21 protein-coding genes and 1 pseudogene are annotated in these 18893 nt (G+C 34.3%); 14 read left to right on the forward strand and 8 right to left on the reverse strand.

The window, feature by feature from the left end; translation table 11 throughout:
- Positions 1-40 precede the first annotated feature (40 nt).
- Together MHH96_RS09230 and MHH96_RS09235 are read left to right on the forward strand one after the other, a co-directional pair.
- Positions 41-907 carry a DNA-3-methyladenine glycosylase family protein gene (locus tag MHH96_RS09230; protein ID WP_061799863.1) on the forward strand — a complete coding sequence of 289 codons (867 nt, stop codon included), beginning with the start codon at positions 41-43 and terminating at the stop codon, positions 905-907.
- Positions 908-997: 90 nt separating this feature from the next.
- Positions 998-1870, forward strand: coding sequence for a YitT family protein (locus tag MHH96_RS09235; protein WP_047941704.1), 873 nt, complete (start codon positions 998-1000; stop codon positions 1868-1870).
- Positions 1871-1914: 44 nt separating this feature from the next.
- Here MHH96_RS09235 and hmpA read toward each other — a convergent pair whose 3' ends face one another.
- Entirely contained in the window at positions 1915-3123 is a 1209-nt protein-coding gene (gene hmpA / locus MHH96_RS09240; protein WP_341117131.1) for an NO-inducible flavohemoprotein, read from the reverse strand.
- A gap of 170 nt (positions 3124-3293) precedes the next feature.
- On the opposite strand from hmpA, the gene MHH96_RS09245 reads away from it, so the two are divergent.
- Positions 3294-3752, forward strand: a complete 459-nt coding sequence (locus tag MHH96_RS09245) for an RrF2 family transcriptional regulator (protein ID WP_047941702.1) — start codon at positions 3294-3296, stop codon at positions 3750-3752.
- A gap of 349 nt (positions 3753-4101) precedes the next feature.
- On the opposite strand, the gene MHH96_RS09250 is transcribed toward MHH96_RS09245, so the two are convergent.
- Together MHH96_RS09250 and MHH96_RS09255 are read right to left on the reverse strand one after the other, a co-directional pair.
- Positions 4102-5289, reverse strand: a complete 1188-nt coding sequence (locus MHH96_RS09250; protein ID WP_341117133.1) for a YhgE/Pip domain-containing protein — start codon at positions 5287-5289, stop codon at positions 4102-4104.
- 56 nt (positions 5290-5345) lie between these two features.
- Positions 5346-5930: a TetR/AcrR family transcriptional regulator gene (locus MHH96_RS09255; protein ID WP_047941700.1), complete on the reverse strand. Its 585-nt coding sequence runs from the start codon at positions 5928-5930 to the stop codon at positions 5346-5348.
- 353 nt (positions 5931-6283) lie between these two features.
- On the opposite strand from MHH96_RS09255, the gene rlmD reads away from it, so the two are divergent.
- Complete coding sequence (gene rlmD / locus MHH96_RS09260; RefSeq protein WP_341117134.1) at positions 6284-7675, forward strand: 23S rRNA (uracil(1939)-C(5))-methyltransferase RlmD; 1392 nt, start codon at positions 6284-6286, stop codon at positions 7673-7675.
- A gap of 164 nt (positions 7676-7839) precedes the next feature.
- Here the strand turns inward: rlmD and MHH96_RS09265 are convergent, their stop codons facing one another.
- Both MHH96_RS09265 and MHH96_RS09270 read right to left on the reverse strand, forming a co-directional pair.
- Complete coding sequence (locus tag MHH96_RS09265) at positions 7840-8040, reverse strand: tyrosine-type recombinase/integrase (RefSeq protein WP_341117135.1); 201 nt, start codon at positions 8038-8040, stop codon at positions 7840-7842.
- Between the two features lie 45 nt (positions 8041-8085).
- Entirely contained in the window at positions 8086-8994 is a 909-nt protein-coding gene (locus MHH96_RS09270) for a LysR family transcriptional regulator (protein WP_082810077.1), read from the reverse strand.
- Positions 8995-9119: 125 nt separating this feature from the next.
- Between MHH96_RS09270 and MHH96_RS09275 the strand changes: the two genes are divergently transcribed.
- A complete protein-coding gene (locus tag MHH96_RS09275) occupies positions 9120-10163 on the forward strand; it encodes an aspartate-semialdehyde dehydrogenase (protein ID WP_341117137.1) in 1044 nt (347 codons plus the stop codon).
- Positions 10164-10848: 685 nt separating this feature from the next.
- Here MHH96_RS09275 and MHH96_RS09280 read toward each other — a convergent pair.
- Together MHH96_RS09280 and MHH96_RS09285 are read right to left on the reverse strand one after the other, a co-directional pair.
- Positions 10849-11943 (reverse strand): GerAB/ArcD/ProY family transporter, encoded by a 1095-nt coding sequence (locus tag MHH96_RS09280; RefSeq protein WP_235844520.1) that lies wholly within the window; start codon positions 11941-11943, stop codon positions 10849-10851.
- 398 nt (positions 11944-12341) lie between these two features.
- Positions 12342-13082 (reverse strand): MerR family transcriptional regulator, encoded by a 741-nt coding sequence (locus MHH96_RS09285; protein WP_047941696.1) that lies wholly within the window; start codon positions 13080-13082, stop codon positions 12342-12344.
- 84 nt (positions 13083-13166) lie between these two features.
- Here MHH96_RS09285 and MHH96_RS09290 point away from each other — a divergent pair, with 84 nt between their 5' ends.
- The gene (locus tag MHH96_RS09290) at positions 13167-13871 is read left to right on the forward strand and encodes a CPBP family intramembrane glutamic endopeptidase (RefSeq protein WP_047941695.1); all 705 of its coding nucleotides are present in this window, start codon (positions 13167-13169) and stop codon (positions 13869-13871) included.
- Between the two features lie 93 nt (positions 13872-13964).
- On the opposite strand, the pseudogene MHH96_RS09295 reads toward MHH96_RS09290, so the two are convergent.
- Positions 13965-14360 (reverse strand): annotated as a pseudogene (locus MHH96_RS09295) (ATP-binding cassette domain-containing protein); the annotation flags it as partial.
- A 371-nt stretch (positions 14361-14731) separates the two neighbouring features.
- Between MHH96_RS09295 and MHH96_RS09300 the strand changes: the two are divergent.
- The 8 genes from MHH96_RS09300 (at position 14732) to MHH96_RS09335 (ending at position 18887) form a co-directional block, all read left to right on the forward strand.
- Positions 14732-15100, forward strand: coding sequence for a YwqH-like family protein (locus tag MHH96_RS09300; RefSeq protein WP_047941693.1), 369 nt, complete (start codon positions 14732-14734; stop codon positions 15098-15100).
- Positions 15101-15189: 89 nt separating this feature from the next.
- The gene (locus MHH96_RS09305) at positions 15190-15474 is read left to right on the forward strand and encodes a DUF5344 family protein (protein ID WP_047941692.1); all 285 of its coding nucleotides are present in this window, start codon (positions 15190-15192) and stop codon (positions 15472-15474) included.
- The gene (locus MHH96_RS09310) at positions 15471-16898 is read left to right on the forward strand and encodes an LXG domain-containing protein (RefSeq protein WP_047941691.1); all 1428 of its coding nucleotides are present in this window, start codon (positions 15471-15473) and stop codon (positions 16896-16898) included. The genes MHH96_RS09305 and MHH96_RS09310 overlap by 4 nt, the downstream gene beginning before the upstream one ends.
- Before the next feature lie 30 nt (positions 16899-16928).
- On the forward strand, positions 16929-17237 hold the full coding sequence (locus tag MHH96_RS09315; protein ID WP_047941690.1) for a DUF4176 domain-containing protein: 309 nt from the start codon (positions 16929-16931) through the stop codon (positions 17235-17237).
- Complete coding sequence (locus MHH96_RS09320) at positions 17237-17578, forward strand: hypothetical protein (protein WP_047941689.1); 342 nt, start codon at positions 17237-17239, stop codon at positions 17576-17578. The genes MHH96_RS09315 and MHH96_RS09320 overlap by 1 nt, the downstream gene beginning before the upstream one ends.
- Before the next feature lie 19 nt (positions 17579-17597).
- The gene (locus MHH96_RS09325) at positions 17598-18143 is read left to right on the forward strand and encodes a hypothetical protein (protein WP_053215644.1); all 546 of its coding nucleotides are present in this window, start codon (positions 17598-17600) and stop codon (positions 18141-18143) included.
- 131 nt (positions 18144-18274) lie between these two features.
- Positions 18275-18568 (forward strand): WXG100 family type VII secretion target, encoded by a 294-nt coding sequence (locus MHH96_RS09330; RefSeq protein ID WP_047941688.1) that lies wholly within the window; start codon positions 18275-18277, stop codon positions 18566-18568.
- Between the two features lie 79 nt (positions 18569-18647).
- Positions 18648-18887, forward strand: a complete 240-nt coding sequence (locus MHH96_RS09335) for an EsaB/YukD family protein (protein WP_047941687.1) — start codon at positions 18648-18650, stop codon at positions 18885-18887.
- The last annotated feature ends 6 nt before the right edge of the window (positions 18888-18893 follow it).

Genomic DNA, 18893 nt, shown 5'->3' on the forward strand with positions numbered 1-18893 from the left:
TTTTTCATGCTATAATACAAGAAAAAAACAGGTGATCACTTTGCATACCGTTAAAATTGAAGGACCTTATAATTTTGATCTCGTCTTAAGCAGATTAGCCTTAGATCCACTACATGTACTAGATAAAGAAGCAAGATGGGTAAAAGTACCACTTCGTATCGATAACAAACCAATCGTGGTGAAGATACAAGCAACTGGAATAACGGAAAAACCAACATTTCGCTTAGAGTGGGAGGAAATAGATTCCTCATTGCATGACCTCATTTATAAAGAAATCCGCAGAATTTTCCGGTGGGATGAATCATTGCTCGCCATTCATGAACATTTTCAATCAACCAAATTAAAGCCGCTCTTTGAGGAGCATTATGGAACACCGATTGTATTAGATTTTCATCCTTACAACAGTTTAGTAAAGTGTATAATCCATCAACAGCTAAACCTAAAGTTTGCCTTCACCTTAACCCAGCGTTTTGTGACTACATATGGTTTTCAAAAAGATGGTGTCTGGTTTTACCCAGCACCAGAAACAGTAGCAAAGCTTACTGTCCAAGAATTGCGTGAACTGCAATTTAGTACAAGAAAAGCTGAGTATATTATCGATCTTTCCAATGAAATAATAAAAGGTAATTTAGATATCGCAAGTTTAGAAAAAAAGTCTGATGACGAAATTATGAAAGAATTAATCCGCTATCGAGGAATAGGCCAATGGACTATTCAGAATCTATTATTATTTGGATTAGGAAGGAATAATCTTTTTCCTATTGCAGATATAGGGATTCAAAATGCGCTGAAAAAGCTTTTACAATTGGATCAAAAGCCGACAAAAGAAGAAATGGAGGCGTTGCTCCCGGAATGGCATCCGTATTTAAGCTATGCATCCCTATACCTATGGAGAAGTATTGAGTAGCTCTTTAGCCTTATCTTTAGTTGTTAACAATTAACTATGGTAAAATATAAATAAGTTGATTATTTAAATAGTTTGAAACGAGGAAAGTAAATGGAGAAAAAGACACAGAAAAAACCAAAGAAGCTTATTATGGCTTCAAGAGCATTATTAGTTATTATTGGAGGAATTATCACTGGATATGGGCTGGAAGCAGTGCTTATTCCTAATGCAGTATCTGATGGAGGGGTTACTGGTTTAAGTATCGTTGGTTCTCAGTTAATGGGATTCCCCCTTGGAATTTTGATTGGAATACTAAATATTCCCTTTATATTTTTAGGATATAAACAGATAGGAAAAAGTTTTGCTATATATTCGGTTATCGGTATACTTTCTTTAGCTATTAGTACAAGCTTAATGCACCATGTCCCGACCATCATTGAAGGAGATACGCTTCTAATAACAGTTGTTGGCGGGATTATTATCGGTTTTGGAATGGGTTTAGCCTTGCGTAATGGTGGAGCATTAGATGGAATTGATATGTTAGCTGTATTGCTTTCAAGAAAATTACCATTTGGAACAAGTGATTTAATCTTATTTTTAAACTTGTTTGTATTTATTTTCGTATCTACGGTATTTGGTCTTCAAGGAGCTATTTTATCTGCGATTGCATACTTCATTGCCTCTAAAGTAATCCACATTGTAGAAGAAGGTTTAAGTGGATCCAAAACGTTTAAAATTATTACAGATGAACCAGAAGTAATGGTTGAAACCATTCGTGACCGCCTAGGTCGGAGTGCAACATATACACTTGCAGAAGGCGGATACTCAAATGAGCCATTTAAAGAAATTACATGTGTAGTCAGCCGGATGGAAGAAAGAAAAATGAAAGAGATTATCCATGAATTAGATCCGACAGCATTTGTCGCTATTTATGATGTATCAGAAGTAAAAGGCGGTAACTTTAAGAAACGGGATATCCATTAATAGAAAAAAGCCAGTTGTCAGCGGACAAATGGCTTTTTTCTTTCTTATAACTTCATAGAAGGACCAAAGAATTCATAATGAATATGACTATCATCAATCCCATTTTTCTTCAATCCTGTTACCATTGCTTGTAAAAATGGAACTGGGCCGCAGACATAGTAATGTCCATCTGTCGTAATGGCATTCTCTTTTAGCCAGTCTGCATCAATATAGCCAGCCTTTTGGAAGAATGGGTTTAGCTTATCTTCTTCGGTAGGATTTTCGTATATATAAGAAAGAGTGAGATTCGTAATTTTTTCTTTCAGTTGGATTAATTCCTCTTTGAATGCTTGGATGGAACCACTTCTTGCAGAATGAATAAAGTGTACCTCGCGATTGGGCTGCTCTTTTGCAATAGTTCCTACCATGCTCATAAATGGGGTGATACCAACACCTCCACTGATAAAAACAATTGGTTTTTCTTCTTTTAAAAGGGTAAAGTTACCTGCTGGAACGGTAACTTCTACTAGATCATCAATATTAATATCGCTATGAAGATAATTAGAAACTTTGCCGTCCGGATTTTCTACTGACGCTTCCTTTTTAACGGAAATACGGAAATATTCTTTATTGCTGGCACATGATAGGCTGTACTGACGGTTAAATAAGAATTTTTCCCCAGGAATGGATAAGCGGACGGTAATATATTGACCTGCTTCATAGGCTGGTAACGAACTTCCGTCAGCTGGAGCTAAATAAAAGGACGTAATAACATCACTTTCATTTACTTTCTTTATCACTTTAAATTCTTTATAGTCAGACCAACCGCCATTTTGAGAAGCACTTTCTTCATACATTTCTTTTTCGATATCAATAAATACTTGTGCAATTACACCATAAGCATCAGCCCATGCTTGGATAATTTCATCTGTTGCAGCATCTCCTAGGACTTCTTTAATCGCTTTTAAAAGAAATTCCCCGACGATTGGATAGTGCTCGGCTTTCACCATTAAACTGCGGTGTTTGTGGGCGATTTGTTTTACAACTGGTATAATAGTCTCAAGCTGATCAATATTTTGTGCTGCTGCTAATACGGTATTAGCAAGAGCGGTTTGCTGGCGTCCTCGTGCTTGATTAGCATGATTGAAAATATTCAGCAGTTCAGGGTGGGCAGCAAACATATTTTTGTAGAAAACAGTAGTTATTTGTGTACCATGGACTTGTAATACTGGTACAGTAGATTTAATGATGTCAATTGTTTTTTGTGATAGCATTTTTATAACCTTCTTTTAAAGTAATATTTTAAATACATCTTTAATGATAGGATTCTGTCTCGATAAAAGCAATATTTTAAATACATCTTTTTCACTGTTTTTAACATGTTTAACAAAATGTTCACAATTTCACTATCAGAACCGTAAAAATAACAAAAGGAGATAGAGTTATGCGGTTAACCAATTATTCTGACTACTCTCTAAGAGTATTAATCTATTTGGCAACACAAGAACAGCCAAAACTAACAAATATCAAAGAAATATCGGAAGTTTATAATATATCGAAAAACCATTTAATGAAGATTATTTTCAATCTCGGGAAATTAGGCTATATAGAAACAATCAGAGGAAGAAGCGGTGGTTTTCGCTTAGCAATGGATCCAGCAGATATTAATATTGGAGCAGTTATCCGCCAAACAGAGGAAAACTTCTATTTGGTAGAATGTTTTGATGATAATAATGCCTGTGTCATCACGCCAGTATGTTCATTAAAGCATGTTCTAAATAATGCATTGGAACAGTTTTTTAAAGTATTAGACCAGTATACACTAGCAGATATAGCAGAAAATCAGGTGATGTTAAAAGATTATTTTGCTCTGAAAAACAAAGCAAGTTCAGAAGAGGAATAATCTGCTTTTTTAGAAAATGTATATAAGAAAAAAGGCTGAACATGTTAATCAGCCTTTTTGTTGTTTCTATATTCACTTTTTTATTCTTCTTTTTCGTTCTCTGCTGGTGTTTCTGTTTCGGTATCTTCCGTTTGGTCAGAGCAGCCAACTAACATTCCTGCAAAAAGCAAAGCAGTCTCATTCCCAATGTTAACTTCTTGAAATTCAAAAGAATCACACGTAGCCAAAGTATTTTTTGTATTAACTTAGTGTAGATAGTAAAAAACAAGTTTTGGTGTGAAAATGGGTATATTTTATGGTCCTTTTTTAATGAGAAGGTTATTTTAAATACTTCGTTTGTGGAACAGTCTTATTGACTCATTGCACTATTTGTAGAAATGCTTTTTTTAAGTAAAGCAATTCTAACCAATGCTACAAAAAGGGTTACAGTTGATACGATTAGCAGAGCCATCATTTCAGTTGTTAAACTCTTTCCTCCAAAAATCAATGAATAATAACCATTTGAAGCATATGTTGCCGGTAAATAGGAACCAATCGTTTGATAGAAGCTAGATAACATCGTTTTTGGAATAATTACTCCTGAAGTAACAAGCTGCAATGAAAGGGCAAGGATGTTAAATAACATGCCACCTGGTCCAAATAAAATAACAAACATCTGTGTCAAGCTTAAGAAAGAGAAATAGACAAAAATTTGAAATATTCCTGACTCTATTATGGATGTGTGTAATTCAATATTAAATATAGCAAACAATAATAATGTGATGCTAGATAAAAGAATAGATGCACCTATATTAATGATTTGTCTTACTAAGAATATCGACCATTTATTATAATTGCTTTTTATTTTTGATGAAACAATATTCATATTAAGGCTCATAATCATAGAGCCTACATATGAAGCAAGTACCATCATCAGCGGCACCATAGTAGGAGCAAATCCATCAACATTATTCGTCTTTTCAACAGTTGTTTGAACAGATTGGATGTTTAAAGATTCCAAGGCTTGAGAAATACCCTTTGAAAATTCTTGAGCGAGCTCATTCGAGGGTACGTTTTTTCCTAATTGTTCCTGTAAGTTTGACAGAATAAGTTGTTGTTTATAATTATAAATATTTTCATTAATGGATTGAGTAATATTCTTTGCTGCTCCATCCATTATTTGTTTTGCCAAAGTAGCGTTTGCTTGGTTAATGAAATAGTTAATTTCCGGTATCTCATTTTCTTGCAGTCGACTAGAAAAGATTGCAGGGATTTGCATCACCATATCTAGTTTTGATTGATTCATATCTTTTTTTGCGGAATCAATCGATTGGTACATTTTTACTTCAAATGGTACATTTTTCACCACTTCTTTTTCAATCATGGAACCTATTTGTTGGTCCTCATTAACTAAGCCAATTTTCAGCTTGTCGATTCGATTATTAACGCCATCATATGCTGTCATCCATACACAGAAGAAAATTAATAGGAATGCAACTGCAGTGGAAATACCAATAATAGTTTCAGGATGTTTAAAAAATTGTTTTAATGTTTTCATTTAAATTCCCCTTTTTTTAAAGCAAGTACATGCTTGCATTTATAGTAAAAAAATTGCTAGGGTGTTAATCCCCTAGCAAAAAGATAAACACTGTGTTTTATAAAATCCTTTTTGGAACTTGAAATGACACTGTCACCAAAGCGAGATTTTGAAAGAAAGTAGCCGAAATTCAGCCAGATAAAATTCATCGCTTGAAAATCAATATCTGTATCTACTAGCTTCCCTCTTTTATTCATCTCATTAAAGTATAATACCATCATATCTTTTAATTGCTTTGGAATGTTAACAATCGTTTCATTAAGTTCTGGAAACAATTGTGCCTCGCTCAAACCAATCATAACTAAATCTTTGATTTTTTCCATATACGTATGGTAGCCCTCTGCGATCACCCACAAATCTTGTTCAAGATCCCAAACCATTTGTTCATTAATAACTTTTTCTAACATAGGGTGATAGGATACTGATTGAATAGCTGCTTCCATAATCCCCTTTTTATTTCCAAAATGGCGGAAAATTGTTACTTCATTCACACCTGCTTTTTCAGCAATGGCGCGGGTCGTTGTTCCTTTATACCCGTAATCACGAAATAGCTCAATAAACGCTTGAATGATTCGTTCTGATGTACTATTTATTTTTTTCATATCCCATCCAACTTTCAAGAATGAATGCAAGTGATTACTTGCATTGTTTAGAATATCTTAGAATTTACTACATGTCAATACCTTAAGGGATGTTTGACAGTAATAATTTTATAGCTGCCCCAGGAGATTTCATTAAAAAAGTAACTAGTACAATAATTTTAGCAATTGCTGCTTCACTTGTCATTAAGCCATTTACCTGAGGAAATATAGTTTTTATCAGCTGGAAATCTTTTTCAGCTTCTGGGAATAAGAGAAACTGGATATTTTTCCAAAGAAGCTTTAGTATAGGAAGAAGACAGAATGAGGAAAGATAGTAGTACCTTTTTAATAGAAGATAATAGGAGTAATTATAGATGAAAGATAAACAGCAAAATACGATAGCGAAGCTGAAGGTAGGACAAACCTTCCCATTGACAATAAAACGTTTAGGGATAAATGGAGAAGGAGTCGGTTATTTTAAAAGGCAGGTTGTCTTTGTGCCAGGTGCTCTTCCCGGAGAAGAAGTGGTAGTGGAAGCAACAAAGGTTCAGCCCAAGTTTTCAGAAGGAAAGGTAAAAAAGATAAGAAAGTCTTCGCCTTTTCGCGTACAGGCACCATGTCCTTTTTATGAACAATGTGGAGGATGTCAGCTTCAGCATTTAGCCTATGATCAGCAATTGCAGGAAAAAAGAGATATTGTTATTCAATCATTAGAAAGACATACAAAGCTAAAAATCGATAAATTGGATATTCGCCCAACAATCGGCATGGAAGATCCATGGAACTATCGTAATAAAAGTCAATTTCAAGTGGGACAGCAAAAAAATGGTGCGGTGATTGCAGGGCTATATGGACTTGATTCCCATCGCTTAATCCCCATTCAGAATTGTATGGTACAGCATCCATTAACGAATAAAGTATCAGAAGAAGTTCGCAAAATCTTAGAAGAATTCCAAGTGCCAATCTATGATGAACGGAAACAAAAAGGGATCGTCCGCACAATTGTAACACGTGCTGGCTTTGAATCTGGAGAAGTGCAAGTGGTACTGATCACGACACAAAAAGAAATGCCAAGAAAAAAATTAGTAATGGCTGAAATTCAAAAAAGATTACCAGAAGTAAAATCTTTAGTGCAAAACATCAATGGTAACAAAACGTCTCTTATTTTTGGCGAAAAAACCATCCATATAAGTGGGGAAGAAGTCATTCAAGAAACACTAGGTGATTTAAACTTCGAATTGTCAGCCCGTGCCTTTTTCCAATTGAACCCTGTTCAAACAGTAAAGCTGTACGATGAAGTAAAAAAAGCAGCAGCGTTAACAGGACAAGAAAAAATAGCGGATGCTTATTGTGGTGTCGGAACTATTGGCTTATGGCTAGCAGATGGCGCAAGTGAAGTCCGCGGCATGGATACAATCGAAGCTGCGATTACAGATGCACAAAAAAATGCAGATAGACACGGTATCGAAAACGCAACCTATGTAACAGGCACAGCAGAACACTGGCTGCCAAAATGGGTAGAAGAAGGCTGGCGCCCAGATGTAGTTGTCGTTGACCCGCCGAGAACAGGCTGTGATCGTAAGCTATTAGACGCAATCAAAAAAGTAAAGCCGAAAAAGTTTGTCTACGTGTCATGTAATCCCTCTACCTTAGCAAAAGATATTGATTATATGTCTAAAGATTATAAGGTGGAGTATTTACAGCCGGTGGATATGTTTCCGCATACGGCACACGTCGAATGTGTAGCTCAATTATCGTTGATATAACAAGCTTTTCATGCAAGGTATGTATACATTGACCACATACCTTGCAAATAAAATTATTTAGAGATAAATTTTTCAAAGAGATCGACTGATTTTTCTTTCACTGATTCGGTGACATGAGCATTAACATCGCCAGTTGTTTTTATACTGCTATGGCCAAGACGAACTTATACTTCTTTTAAAGGCATACCTGCTTCTAGGCACATGGTAGCATGAATATGCTTCAAATCATGAAAATGGATTTTTTGGACATTGGCAGTTTTAATTGCTTTATTAAACTCTGCTGTTAATGCTCGAGGGAAAATTGGTTTTCCGGTTTGTGTTGAGAAAATTAAATTATGGTCCTCGTAACTTTTGCGAAAGGCCATTTTCATTACTTTTTATGATTTTTCTATGTCATCCAGTTCTAGGATTTAATCATACAGTATATTGCTCTTCTTTTTTAATATACTAAGAAAAGATTGTAGCACTGGAGATATCCACCTGGATTTATGATAAATCACATTACTTTTAATAAGTTGTGATGATTCAATTGGCTTAAAGATTAATTCGTTATTGTTACAATTTTCTTTCACAACAATATAAGGAAGAATAGCAAGGCCCAACCCGCACAAAACTGATTGTTTAATAACTTCAATACTTGAACTTTCAAATGTTTTGTCAGGCATCTGTCCACTCATACGTATGTAGTTATCCACCATGGTTCTGTACCCACAATTTCTCTCTGTATAGATAAATTGATAATCTTTTAATATCTTTAATGGATTATCACATAAAGCTAAGTCAGCCGGTAAAACCCAACCTAAGGTCTCATCAAACAAAGTAGTCGTAATGAACTCATCGTATTCCATTGATTGTCCAATCAAAAAAATTATATCTGTTTCTCCATCTCTCAGCTTCTTAATTGCTTGTTCATTTGTTCCCGTGTCAAGTATAATATTCACTTTAGGATTTATTTGTTTATATTTTTTTAGGATATTTGGTAAACGGTAGACAGCTAGAGATTCATTCGCAGTAATAGTAAGCGTACCTTCAGGATGATTGCTGTCTTGTGGGATTTCTTGTGCTTTTTCATAAATCGCAAGTAACTCTAACGCATAAGGATGAAAATAATGCCCAGCTTTTGTTAAAAGTATTTTTTTTCCTAACCGATCGAAAAGGGGAGATTGTAAGTCGTTCTCCAAAGCCTTAATATGCGTTGTTACAGTGGATTGTGCATAGTCTAATTCGCGCGCTGCTTTTGAGAATCCACCATATTTAACGACAGCACAGAAAGTCTTAACATGTCTCATTTCCATAGTTAAACCTCTTTTTAGTATCATAATTTATGAATGATTATATCATATATTTCAATTTATCAAATAATAACTCTTCCATTATAGTAAGAGTAGGAATAAAGAAAAAAATCTATTCCACTTCTAAAATTGATTATCGGAGGAGAAATAATATGAGGAAAAAGAGCTACCATATCGCTGTTGTAGGTGCTACTGGTGCAGTTGGCCAGAAAATTATTAACTTGCTGGAGAATATAACTCAATTTGATATAAATGAAGTCACACTTCTTTCATCGAAGCGATCTGCTGGTAAGAAAATTTCTTTTAAAGGTCGAGAAATCATAATTAAGGAAGCGAAGGAAACAAGCTTTAAGGATGTTGATATTGCATTTTTTAGTGCAGGCGGAGAAGTTTCAAGACAATTGGTAAGATCCGCGGTCGATAGTGGCGCAGTTGTGATTGATAATACTAGCGAATATCGTATGTCAACTGAAGTTCCACTTGTTGTTCCAGAAGTGAATGCACATACTCTTATTAAACACAAGGGTATTATTGCAGTACCAAATTGTTCTGCTTTACAAATGGTAACAGCACTTCAGCCGATTAGAAGATTATTTGGTTTAGAGAGAATTATTGTCTCAACATATCAAGCTGTATCAGGAACTGGAATACATGCAATCAATGAGTTAAAAGATCAATCAATGAAATTACTTGCGGGCGAAGAGGCTACCGCTTCTATAATGCCTGCAAAAAAAGATAAAAAACATTATCCAATTGCTTTTAATGTAATACCGCAAGTAGATGTATTTACTGAAAATGATTACACCTTTGAAGAGATAAAGATAATTCAAGAAACCAAGAAGATATTTGAAGATTCTAACCTAAAAATGGCTGCCACTTGTGTCAGAGTGCCAGTTGAAAGTGGGCACTCTGAATCTGTTTATATTGAATTGGAACGAGTAGCAACTGTTGATGAAATAAGAAATGTATTATCTTCGGCACCAGGCGTTATTTTGCAGGATTCTCCAAGTAATCAACTATATCCAATGCCTATTTATGCAGCCGGAAAAACAGAAACGTTTGTTGGAAGGGTTCGAAAAGATCCTGACAATCCATATGGTTTCCACCTATGGATTGTATCAGATAATTTATTAAAAGGGGCTGCTTGGAATTCAGTCCAGATTGTATTGACAATGGTCGAAAAAGATATCATTTGATCTCAGCCTACTTTAAATGGAACAATATAAACAATAGCAGCATCAGAATCTCTTTAATTGTATAGTTTAAATAAAAGATTGAATTGGGAAAAATCCTCATAAAGACTCGATTAGATCAAAATTAACTAGGAATTAAGTAAAAAATCTACTAAGAGAAGTATTTCACTTGGTATAGAAATATCCCCTGAATCTAATTGTGATTTAGGGGGTGTTTTTGCTTTTCTCTATTCAACTAACCTTTTAATGAAAGAAAAATTTAAAAACAACTATATTACTCTTTATTGTAAATTAAACAACTATATTATTTCTGATATTTGTAATCTGAAACTTTCAGTTAAGAAACAATATGATAATTCATTCCTAACTAAAAGGCATGTAAGAATGTATGGTTGAAGTTGCGAAGAGTTGAAACATCCATTATAACCATGAAAGAATTCTGCCCACTTGACCACATTTTAACTTTTTAAATTTGAAATAGAACGAAACATATTTTCTAAAGTTTGAGTCAAATACTGAGAATGAACATTAGAACGTACGTTTGCTTTGGGCTATGAAACTCAAACCCAAAACGGCGCACGTCGAATGTGTGGCACAATTATCGTTGATATAACAGCCTTTTTATGCAAGGTATGTACACATTGACCACATCCCCTGCCAATATAACTTTTCAAAAAAGGATACTTGTCTAAGCATCCTTTTTCTTTTTTATTAAGGCTAATACCATAAATAAGCTCGGAAGAAGAAAAAATAAAGGTAAGCTTAAAAAATAAGGAACTACGGTTTTTGATTCAGTAATATGGTCAGAAAAGTTTATGCTAATAAAAGATGAACAGATGGTTAAAATACACATCATTGGAATGACTAATACGCGATAAGGGAGCTTAAAGATATATTCCAGCCCCTTTAAGGCAGCAAAGGAAAAAATACAAATTTTAATTACTACACCTAATGCAATAATAAATATGGCGAATGCATCTACCCTTTGTAAGAAATCACCTATGCTAATTAATCTGGTTGCACTTACAAGAGGAAAAGTACTGCGAGATGCAATAGATGGTCCTAAGGAAGTTGTGACAATGAATGTACCTACTGTTAACCAGAATCCTGATGAAAGGACAGAATAAATTAGTGTGTGTCTTGCATATTGTTGTTTAGGTAAATGAGAAAATAAAAATGTTAAGGCAAATAATTGAGCATATGGTCTGATGAGCTCATATGGGAAAATGGTATTTAACAAGGGCTTAACCCCTGTAGCTAAAATAGGTGTAACTCGCTCTAATTTTATGTCATGATTACCAAATAATAGAATGGTCACAAGGATAATAAAAAGAATAGCGTATGGTGTAAATACTTCTGTTACTCTTCCAAGGACTTCCACCCCTAAATATATGATGTATGTAAGGATAATCACAAAGCTTAAGCTGCAGACTTCTATCGGAGTGTTAGGGAGAATAAAGGTTGTAACCAATTCTCCAAAATCACGAATAACCCTAGCTGCTAAATAAAAAAAATAGAGTGTATAGATATATGTAATAAAAATAGAAATGGGACGATTTAATATGTATTCAAGCATTTCGGAAAAATGTTTATTGGGCAATATTTCTTGGAAATGGTAATAAAATAATGCGATGAAAATGCCAATAATGGAAGAGCATAAAACAGCAATCCAGGCATCCTGTTTTGCATTTATCCCAATCCCGATAATAAGAGAACTCCCCAAATTAAATCCAATAACAATGTGGAATAATTGGTTTAAAGAAATTTTTTCTTTTAACACCATTTTCGAAACTCCCTTTAGGACTAGATGTTTTCTGATAAGTTCTATCATTTGTTAAATCCTTAAAAATATTCGATTATATTGAAATGTTCGGTGCGTTTTTTTTTTACGTCTTTTTCCATGGAAACATAGCTAATGGAGATGCCGGTATTAGGAAGTGAAAGATATTCCAAATAAATTAGAATATAGGTATTTTATTTTATAGTTGCTAATGTTACGGCAAATACAGACGGATTCATGTCCTATTCGTGTTTTAAGTTTAATCATATGTTTATTGAAGAACTTTAAATAACAACATCGTGTAGTTTTACAACTTAAAATAAAAAACGCTGCTCATAAAAGCAGAGTCGATTACTAATCGTATTATTATTTTATTAGTTTGGTTACTTTGTTTGCTCAATTTAATTTCCCAGTTGTTTAGATGTTGTATAATCAATACATCGTTCCACGAACTCCAATACATCTTTGGAAATCGGAAATAGTCCAGTTTCCTCACTAGGTAGTTTTCTTATTTCCCAAAATTTATCGATTAAATCATCGTTCCCATGAAACGTCACTTCTGATAGCTCTATTAACTTACTAGCAATTTGAATTCCCTGTACTGATTCTGCTTGTATACCTTGGTTTATATAATATTCAATTTGTTTTAATAACAGAATATATTGATGAGTTATTTCATCATTATGACTAAGGCTCGGAATCGTTTGTTCTAAAAATACTTTTTCGTCATCTTGAAAATATTCAATCCACTTTTTAGGTTTGCTTTGTGAAAGTTGAACAAGTTCGGTGATGTGTTCCCAAGATAGCTCTTTTTTTAAATCTATCATATTGATTAATGAAGTAGTGTTAGCTATGCTTGTTTGAAGTTTTGAAAGCTGTTCTTGTAAGTAATTGAAGTGTGAGGTGAGTATTTGTTTATAAGAGAGCTTATCTAATAAATGGTGAATATCCTCTAATGACAGTGAAAGGGACTTTAGAATAATAATTTTCTCTAATTTAAATAAATCCTCTTCTGAGTAGAATCGTCTTCCGTGCTCATCTTTAAAACTAGGTGTAAGAAGATTGATTTGATCGTAATAGCGAAGTGTTCGTTTGGATAAATTTCGCTGTCTACTTACTTCTCCAATAGACCATCGTTTCATGGTATCCCTCCTTAAAAAACTTGCAGGTTACGTAACGTAATCTAATATAGTTGCATTATATCATATATAGGAAGAGGGATGAGGATGAAGAACAATCAGACTAATTGGAAAGAACAGGATCTATGGGGGAGTAAAGAATTTATTTTATTAATGATACTTGAGTTTATTTTTGTCCTTGGCTGTTTAAAGTTTATTGTTTCATCGATGTATGCACAATTTTTTAATAATGATTTATATGCAGGTACACTTATGGGGTTAACAATAGCAATCGTTTTACTAATAGGTGTTTATTTTATTGCTCTCCGTCCAAAAGCACTTTCTTGGAATGAAGTAGGAATAAAGAGGTTTTCAAAGAAAGATTGGAAGATAATTGCTGTATTTTCTGTTATTTTACTTATTGGAGCTGTAATCATTGTTGTACTTACTAGTTTTATAGGAATTTTGTGGGAGAATGGAAAGACCGAATCACTAAAGCAAAACGTAGATTTCTTTACAGTTTTTATTGCCTTTGTGTCAGCGGCAGTGATTTCACCAATATATGAGGAAATTTTTTACCGAGGATTTATATATCGCTGGTTACGCACTCGCATGGGAATATTCGGAGCGATTCTAATTAGTTCAGCTATTTTTACTATTGTCCATATCCCTACATATAACGCAATGCCAGTTAACTTTTTCAGCGGTATCATTTTTGCACTAGCATATGAGCGAACGAATTCGATATGGCCATCTGTACTGATTCATGGTATTACGAATGGAATGATGGTTTTATTGACAAGTTTGGGATAAATATAGTTTTTTAGTAACCGAAACACGCCACAAAAGATATACCTTATTAAATAAGGGGGACAAAAGATCAGTTTTGTACCCCTCAATCATTATTTAAAATACTTGCGTTGTCCATCCTCACAATTCCAAATATCAGTCGCGATTTTATGATAGAAATCAGGTTTGTGGGATACCATTAAGATGCTTCCGTGATATTCCTTTAAAGCACGCATCAATTCTTCTTTTTGTGCATCTACATATAATTGACTGGCAGCTTCGTTTAGTATTAATAAATTCGTTTCTAGGTTTAAAATTTTGCACAAGCTGACCTTGGCTTTTTTCTCCACTAGAAAGGACTTCGATTTGTTCAATATGCTTTGTTGTTAATCCACGTTTTGCTAGAGCAGCACGGATTTCCGCTTGATTCATACTTGGAAATTCGCTCTAGATCTCTTCGGAAAAAGTGTTATAGTTGGACTCTTTCACTTCTTGCTCAAAGTAACCGACATGGATTGGTTCCTGCTTTTTTGATTAATAGGAAGGATAACTATACCAATTGACCTATTTTTTACTTTTTGGTTTAAAATGTGTTTAAAACTAAAAAGACAGGGTATTGGAGAAAAAAACGGAATTTATTTACAGATTGAGCTATCAGCAAGCAATTAGGCTATTAGATACTTACCTATACAGAGATTCCAAGTCAATTTGATGCTATTTACCTAAGGTGAATATGGAATAATTAGATAATTTTTATCATTATTCCATATTTTAGGTATGCTACAATGAAAAAGATTGAAAAAAGAAGGGGGTTTAAGAGGCGTCATCACGTAAAAAAAATACATAGTTATTAAGACGAATAGCACCAGAAAGGGTGATCTTACTTGTCTATATTCTATTATTATGGGTTGTTGCAAGAGAAGGAAGACCAGCTTCGCAGACTAAAGAATGGGAAATCTGATCTGCAGGCTATTAAACATGAAATGACAAGTTATAGTGATAATGTTGTCAAGCCAGATTTATCAGCTTCAACTTGGCATGGGACATTAGCTGTAGAATTTGAAAATATAAGAACAAAGGGAGCTTTTCAACAATATCAAGATATTGAAATAAAACAGTTACCTAATAGGCTTTCGGAAATCAGCGAAAAGATTAACAGTCTGCAAAGTGAAATGAGCAGCATAAGACATACTATCCATGAACTCGAAGAAGAAAGAGAAAAGGAAATGAGAAGAAGACAGGAAAAGAATTAGATGAAATTATTCTTCTTAAATAAGAGCATTTCCTGCAGATAATTTTATTTATTTTTTCTAAATTCTAGTAGTAAAGTTGTGGTGAAAATATGGGAGAAATAAAGTTTGATTATAGTGGGATAGAAAGTGTTTTAAAAAAAATGGATACTAACATAACTGCATTTCAAGCAAATCTGCCAGAAAATAATGCTAAGAATAATAAGTTAGATTTATTAACGGAACTAGAAGAAGTGAATGCATCATTTGTAAAAATAATAAATGAATATAAAACCCTTTTGCTGAAAAATGCCAGCACAGTAAGAAGTTCTGTAACATTGATGAGGGAAACAGATGAAGCACTGAGAGACGCTATTTCTTCAGAGGTACTAAGATGAAAGTATTAGAGGTTGCAAGTCTAGAAGAGTATTTAAGCCAAACAATAAAATCCTTTAATGAAAAGGTAGAGCAGATTCATTCTTTAGAGCAATCTGTGATGGAACTAGTAGGTTTGGATGGTTCCTTTCAAGGAAAAGGTGCTGAATCGATTAAATTCTTTTATGAATCTAGTCATAAGCCTTTTCTAGTGAAACTAAAACAAGTTATTCAAGATTATCAAGAAAAAATATCTCAATGCAGAGAGGCAATACATTCTTTTGAGCCAAATGAAGATGGAGTTATTCGGCAGGAGTTTTTACAGGGAGAGCTTTCAGAGCGCTTAACGTCCGTGCAAAACTATACAAATGATGTCATCGCAGATGGAAATAGCGTAATGGAAAAGATCGCCGATATTATTTCTTTAGCTAGTCTAGATGAGTCCATGTTTAATAGCGAGATTAGAACTGCTAAAGACAAAATAGAGGAAACCATTGATCAGCTTGAAACCATAGATCGGCAAAATGCTGATTCCTTTAATGAAATAAAAAGTGAATTAGCAATCATGCAAAGTTATTTATCAGAGCTAAACACAAAAGTTAACTTTAATCCTGAACTGATTCGTCATTTCAGTCCATATAACCTTTTAACAAGCACTAGCCATTTTTTATTGGTTTCTAGTATAAAGCCATCTAACAGCGGATTTGAAAGTAAACCTCCTTATTGTACCGATTCCTCCCAATCCATCTTTCTATTAGATGCATATGGACAATATCCATATAGCTGGCTGGGATTAAATTATACTCCATCAGAGAAGCAGGAAGTAGAGAAGGTAATTAATGAGGACGGATTTCTAGTCGGAGACAAAGTAACAAAAGGGGATCTTTCTGCAGAAGGCGGACTTGGAAAGATAGAAAATGACTGGTCTGGTTTCGATGACTTGAAAAATGGAAGTGGCCAGCTTGGCGGCGCTAGTTCTTTCAGTGGCATTCATGTTGGCATAGAACACGATACAACTATTCTGGATAGTAGCTTCAGCCAAGATATTCTATTTGCAGAAGGCCAGGCAAGTATTGGGGGGAGCAGTATTCTGCCGATTGCTAAAGCAGGCGGAGCAGTTTATACAGCACAAGTAAAATCTCAGATAGATAAAGAGGTTGACTTTGTAGGAAGCACTGGATTAGAAGCAAAAGGGGAAATTTTAAAAGCCAATGCCTTTGCCGGGGTTGATGGCAGTTCCGTTGGTCTTGGAGCAAAAGCTGCCGTTGCGGAAGGAGAAGTCTCTGGCATAGTGCCAATCCCTTTTACAGACTATACGATTAAAGGAACTGTAGGAGCTTCTGCTTTTGGAGTAGGTGGAGAGGCAAAAGTAGGTAAAGAAATTGTTCTCGACCTTCGCTTGCTATTAGGAGTAAAGCTGGGCATAAGTTTTGAAAAAGAGGAATAAAGAAATTTATTAGTAAAAGGAGAAAGTACTATGTCACAAGAGGTCAACTCATTAATCATTGATAAAGGAACTGAATTATTACCAATTGGAACAATTGTATTGCTTGACATATTTTCACAGCCTTTGATGATTTATGGGAGAATGCAGCAGCAAGCAGAAAAAAACAAAATTTGGCAATATGTGGCATGTCCTTATCCACAAGGACATATTTCTGATGAAACCAATGTTTTTTTCAATCATGAGCAAATCAAACAAGTCATCTTTAAAGGGTTTGAATCAGAGGGAGAAAAATTAATGAGAGAAAAGTTAAATTCCTTGCATCTAAGGGATGAAAAGTGATGAAAAAGATAGTTAGCTTTTTTTGGGAACCATATCACATTATATGGTCTGAATTTCATTATTTAGCTAATTTGAAGAAAGATTCAGGAACAAATGCAAAGGAAAAAGGCAGAATAGCTCAGCTACAGGCCTTTAATGCTCTGCTCCTAGTAATCTACTCGCTATTTTTAGTCAGTTTCTTTGTCTATATCATTTTGCTTTTTGTCGTAAAGCTTTATGCATTATCAGGAATTATTGTCGGTCTGTTGATGATGACCATTATTAAATTGGTGCAAAAGAAGAAGTATCTAAAACGCCGTAATGCTTTCATAAAAGATGATCCTAGATTGATAGAATCATAGAATAGAGAGGTATCGCATCTTGACTAAATTATTTTACAGCATAATTACTGTAGTATTGATGCTTGTTGGCTGTAGCAATGATTCATCTACTTCAGAAAGGCAAGAGACAAAGGGAAATGTTAATAAAGAAGAACTTTCTTATAAAGACACACAAGGGGAAATTGTGGACTTTATTAATAATGACATCCAAAAAATAGTAACATATGAAACAGAAGCGAATCAGCAATTAGCGACCGTTTCTGGTGATAATTACAATTCCGATGAGGAATTATATGAGGTGCTGACAAGTAAGGTAATTCCTACTTATGAAAAAGCTGTTAACGAAGCGAAGGAACTTCAAGTGTCTGCTGAAGAGCTAGAGCCGATGAAATCAAAAATCAAAGAAGCGACTAGCACGTACTATGAAGCTTTAATACTAGAGAAAGAGGCACTAGAAAAGAAGGATAAAGGACTTATTGAAGAATCAAATAAAAAAGGACAAGAATACATTGAACTAATCAATAGCTATCATGAAGATATGAAGAATTTGGCAAGTAAATATGAAATTGACTACCAGCCAAATTAATTTTCATGCCATTAATAGATTATAAATAGTTAGTTTATAAATTTAATTAAGTTTAAAAGATTATTTAATTGTGGTAACTGCATAATGTCATTCATTGTGTGTTATATATATAAAATAAAAGGAGAGATAATATGTCAGGAATCATTCGCGTTACACCAGAAGAATTAGTAGGTATGGCCAATCGCTATTCTAGTGAAGGAAGTCAAGTGGGAGATCAAATTTCTCGCTTAGACAACATGATTCAAGAATTAGAAAGCATGTGGGAAGGTCAGTCAAGCAGAGCGTTTAGCGAACAATATCAATCGTTAAGACCATCATTTGTAGACATGCAGCAGTTGCTTGAAGAAATTTCTTCTCAATTAAACAGTACAGCAAAAGCATTGGAAGATGCAGACGCTCAAATTGCAAATCAGATTCGAGGATAAGATTGGAAGATAGAATATGGTTTATTTAAGAGCGCTTTTCTACAAATGGAGGCGCTCTTTTCTTTTAAGAGGTGATGACATGTACATTGAGGTAACGGTAGATCTTTCCAAATATAATGGAGAATATTTAGAACTTCGACTCTCTAATTATCATACAGTGAAGAAGTTAGTGGATATTGCCTGGAAGACAACTAACAGGCTAGATACACCAAGAAACGGATATTGGATAAAGGTAATGAATAAAAAGAGAGTTTTTTCTGGAGAAAAGCGGTTAGCAGATATCGGAGTAATGACAGGCGACAAGATTCAAATATTATAAAGGAGA

The sequence above is a fragment of the Niallia sp. FSL K6-0212 genome (genome assembly GCF_038007605.1).
In the GTDB taxonomy this organism is placed as follows: Bacteria; Bacillota; Bacilli; order Bacillales; family Cytobacillaceae; genus Niallia; species Niallia circulans.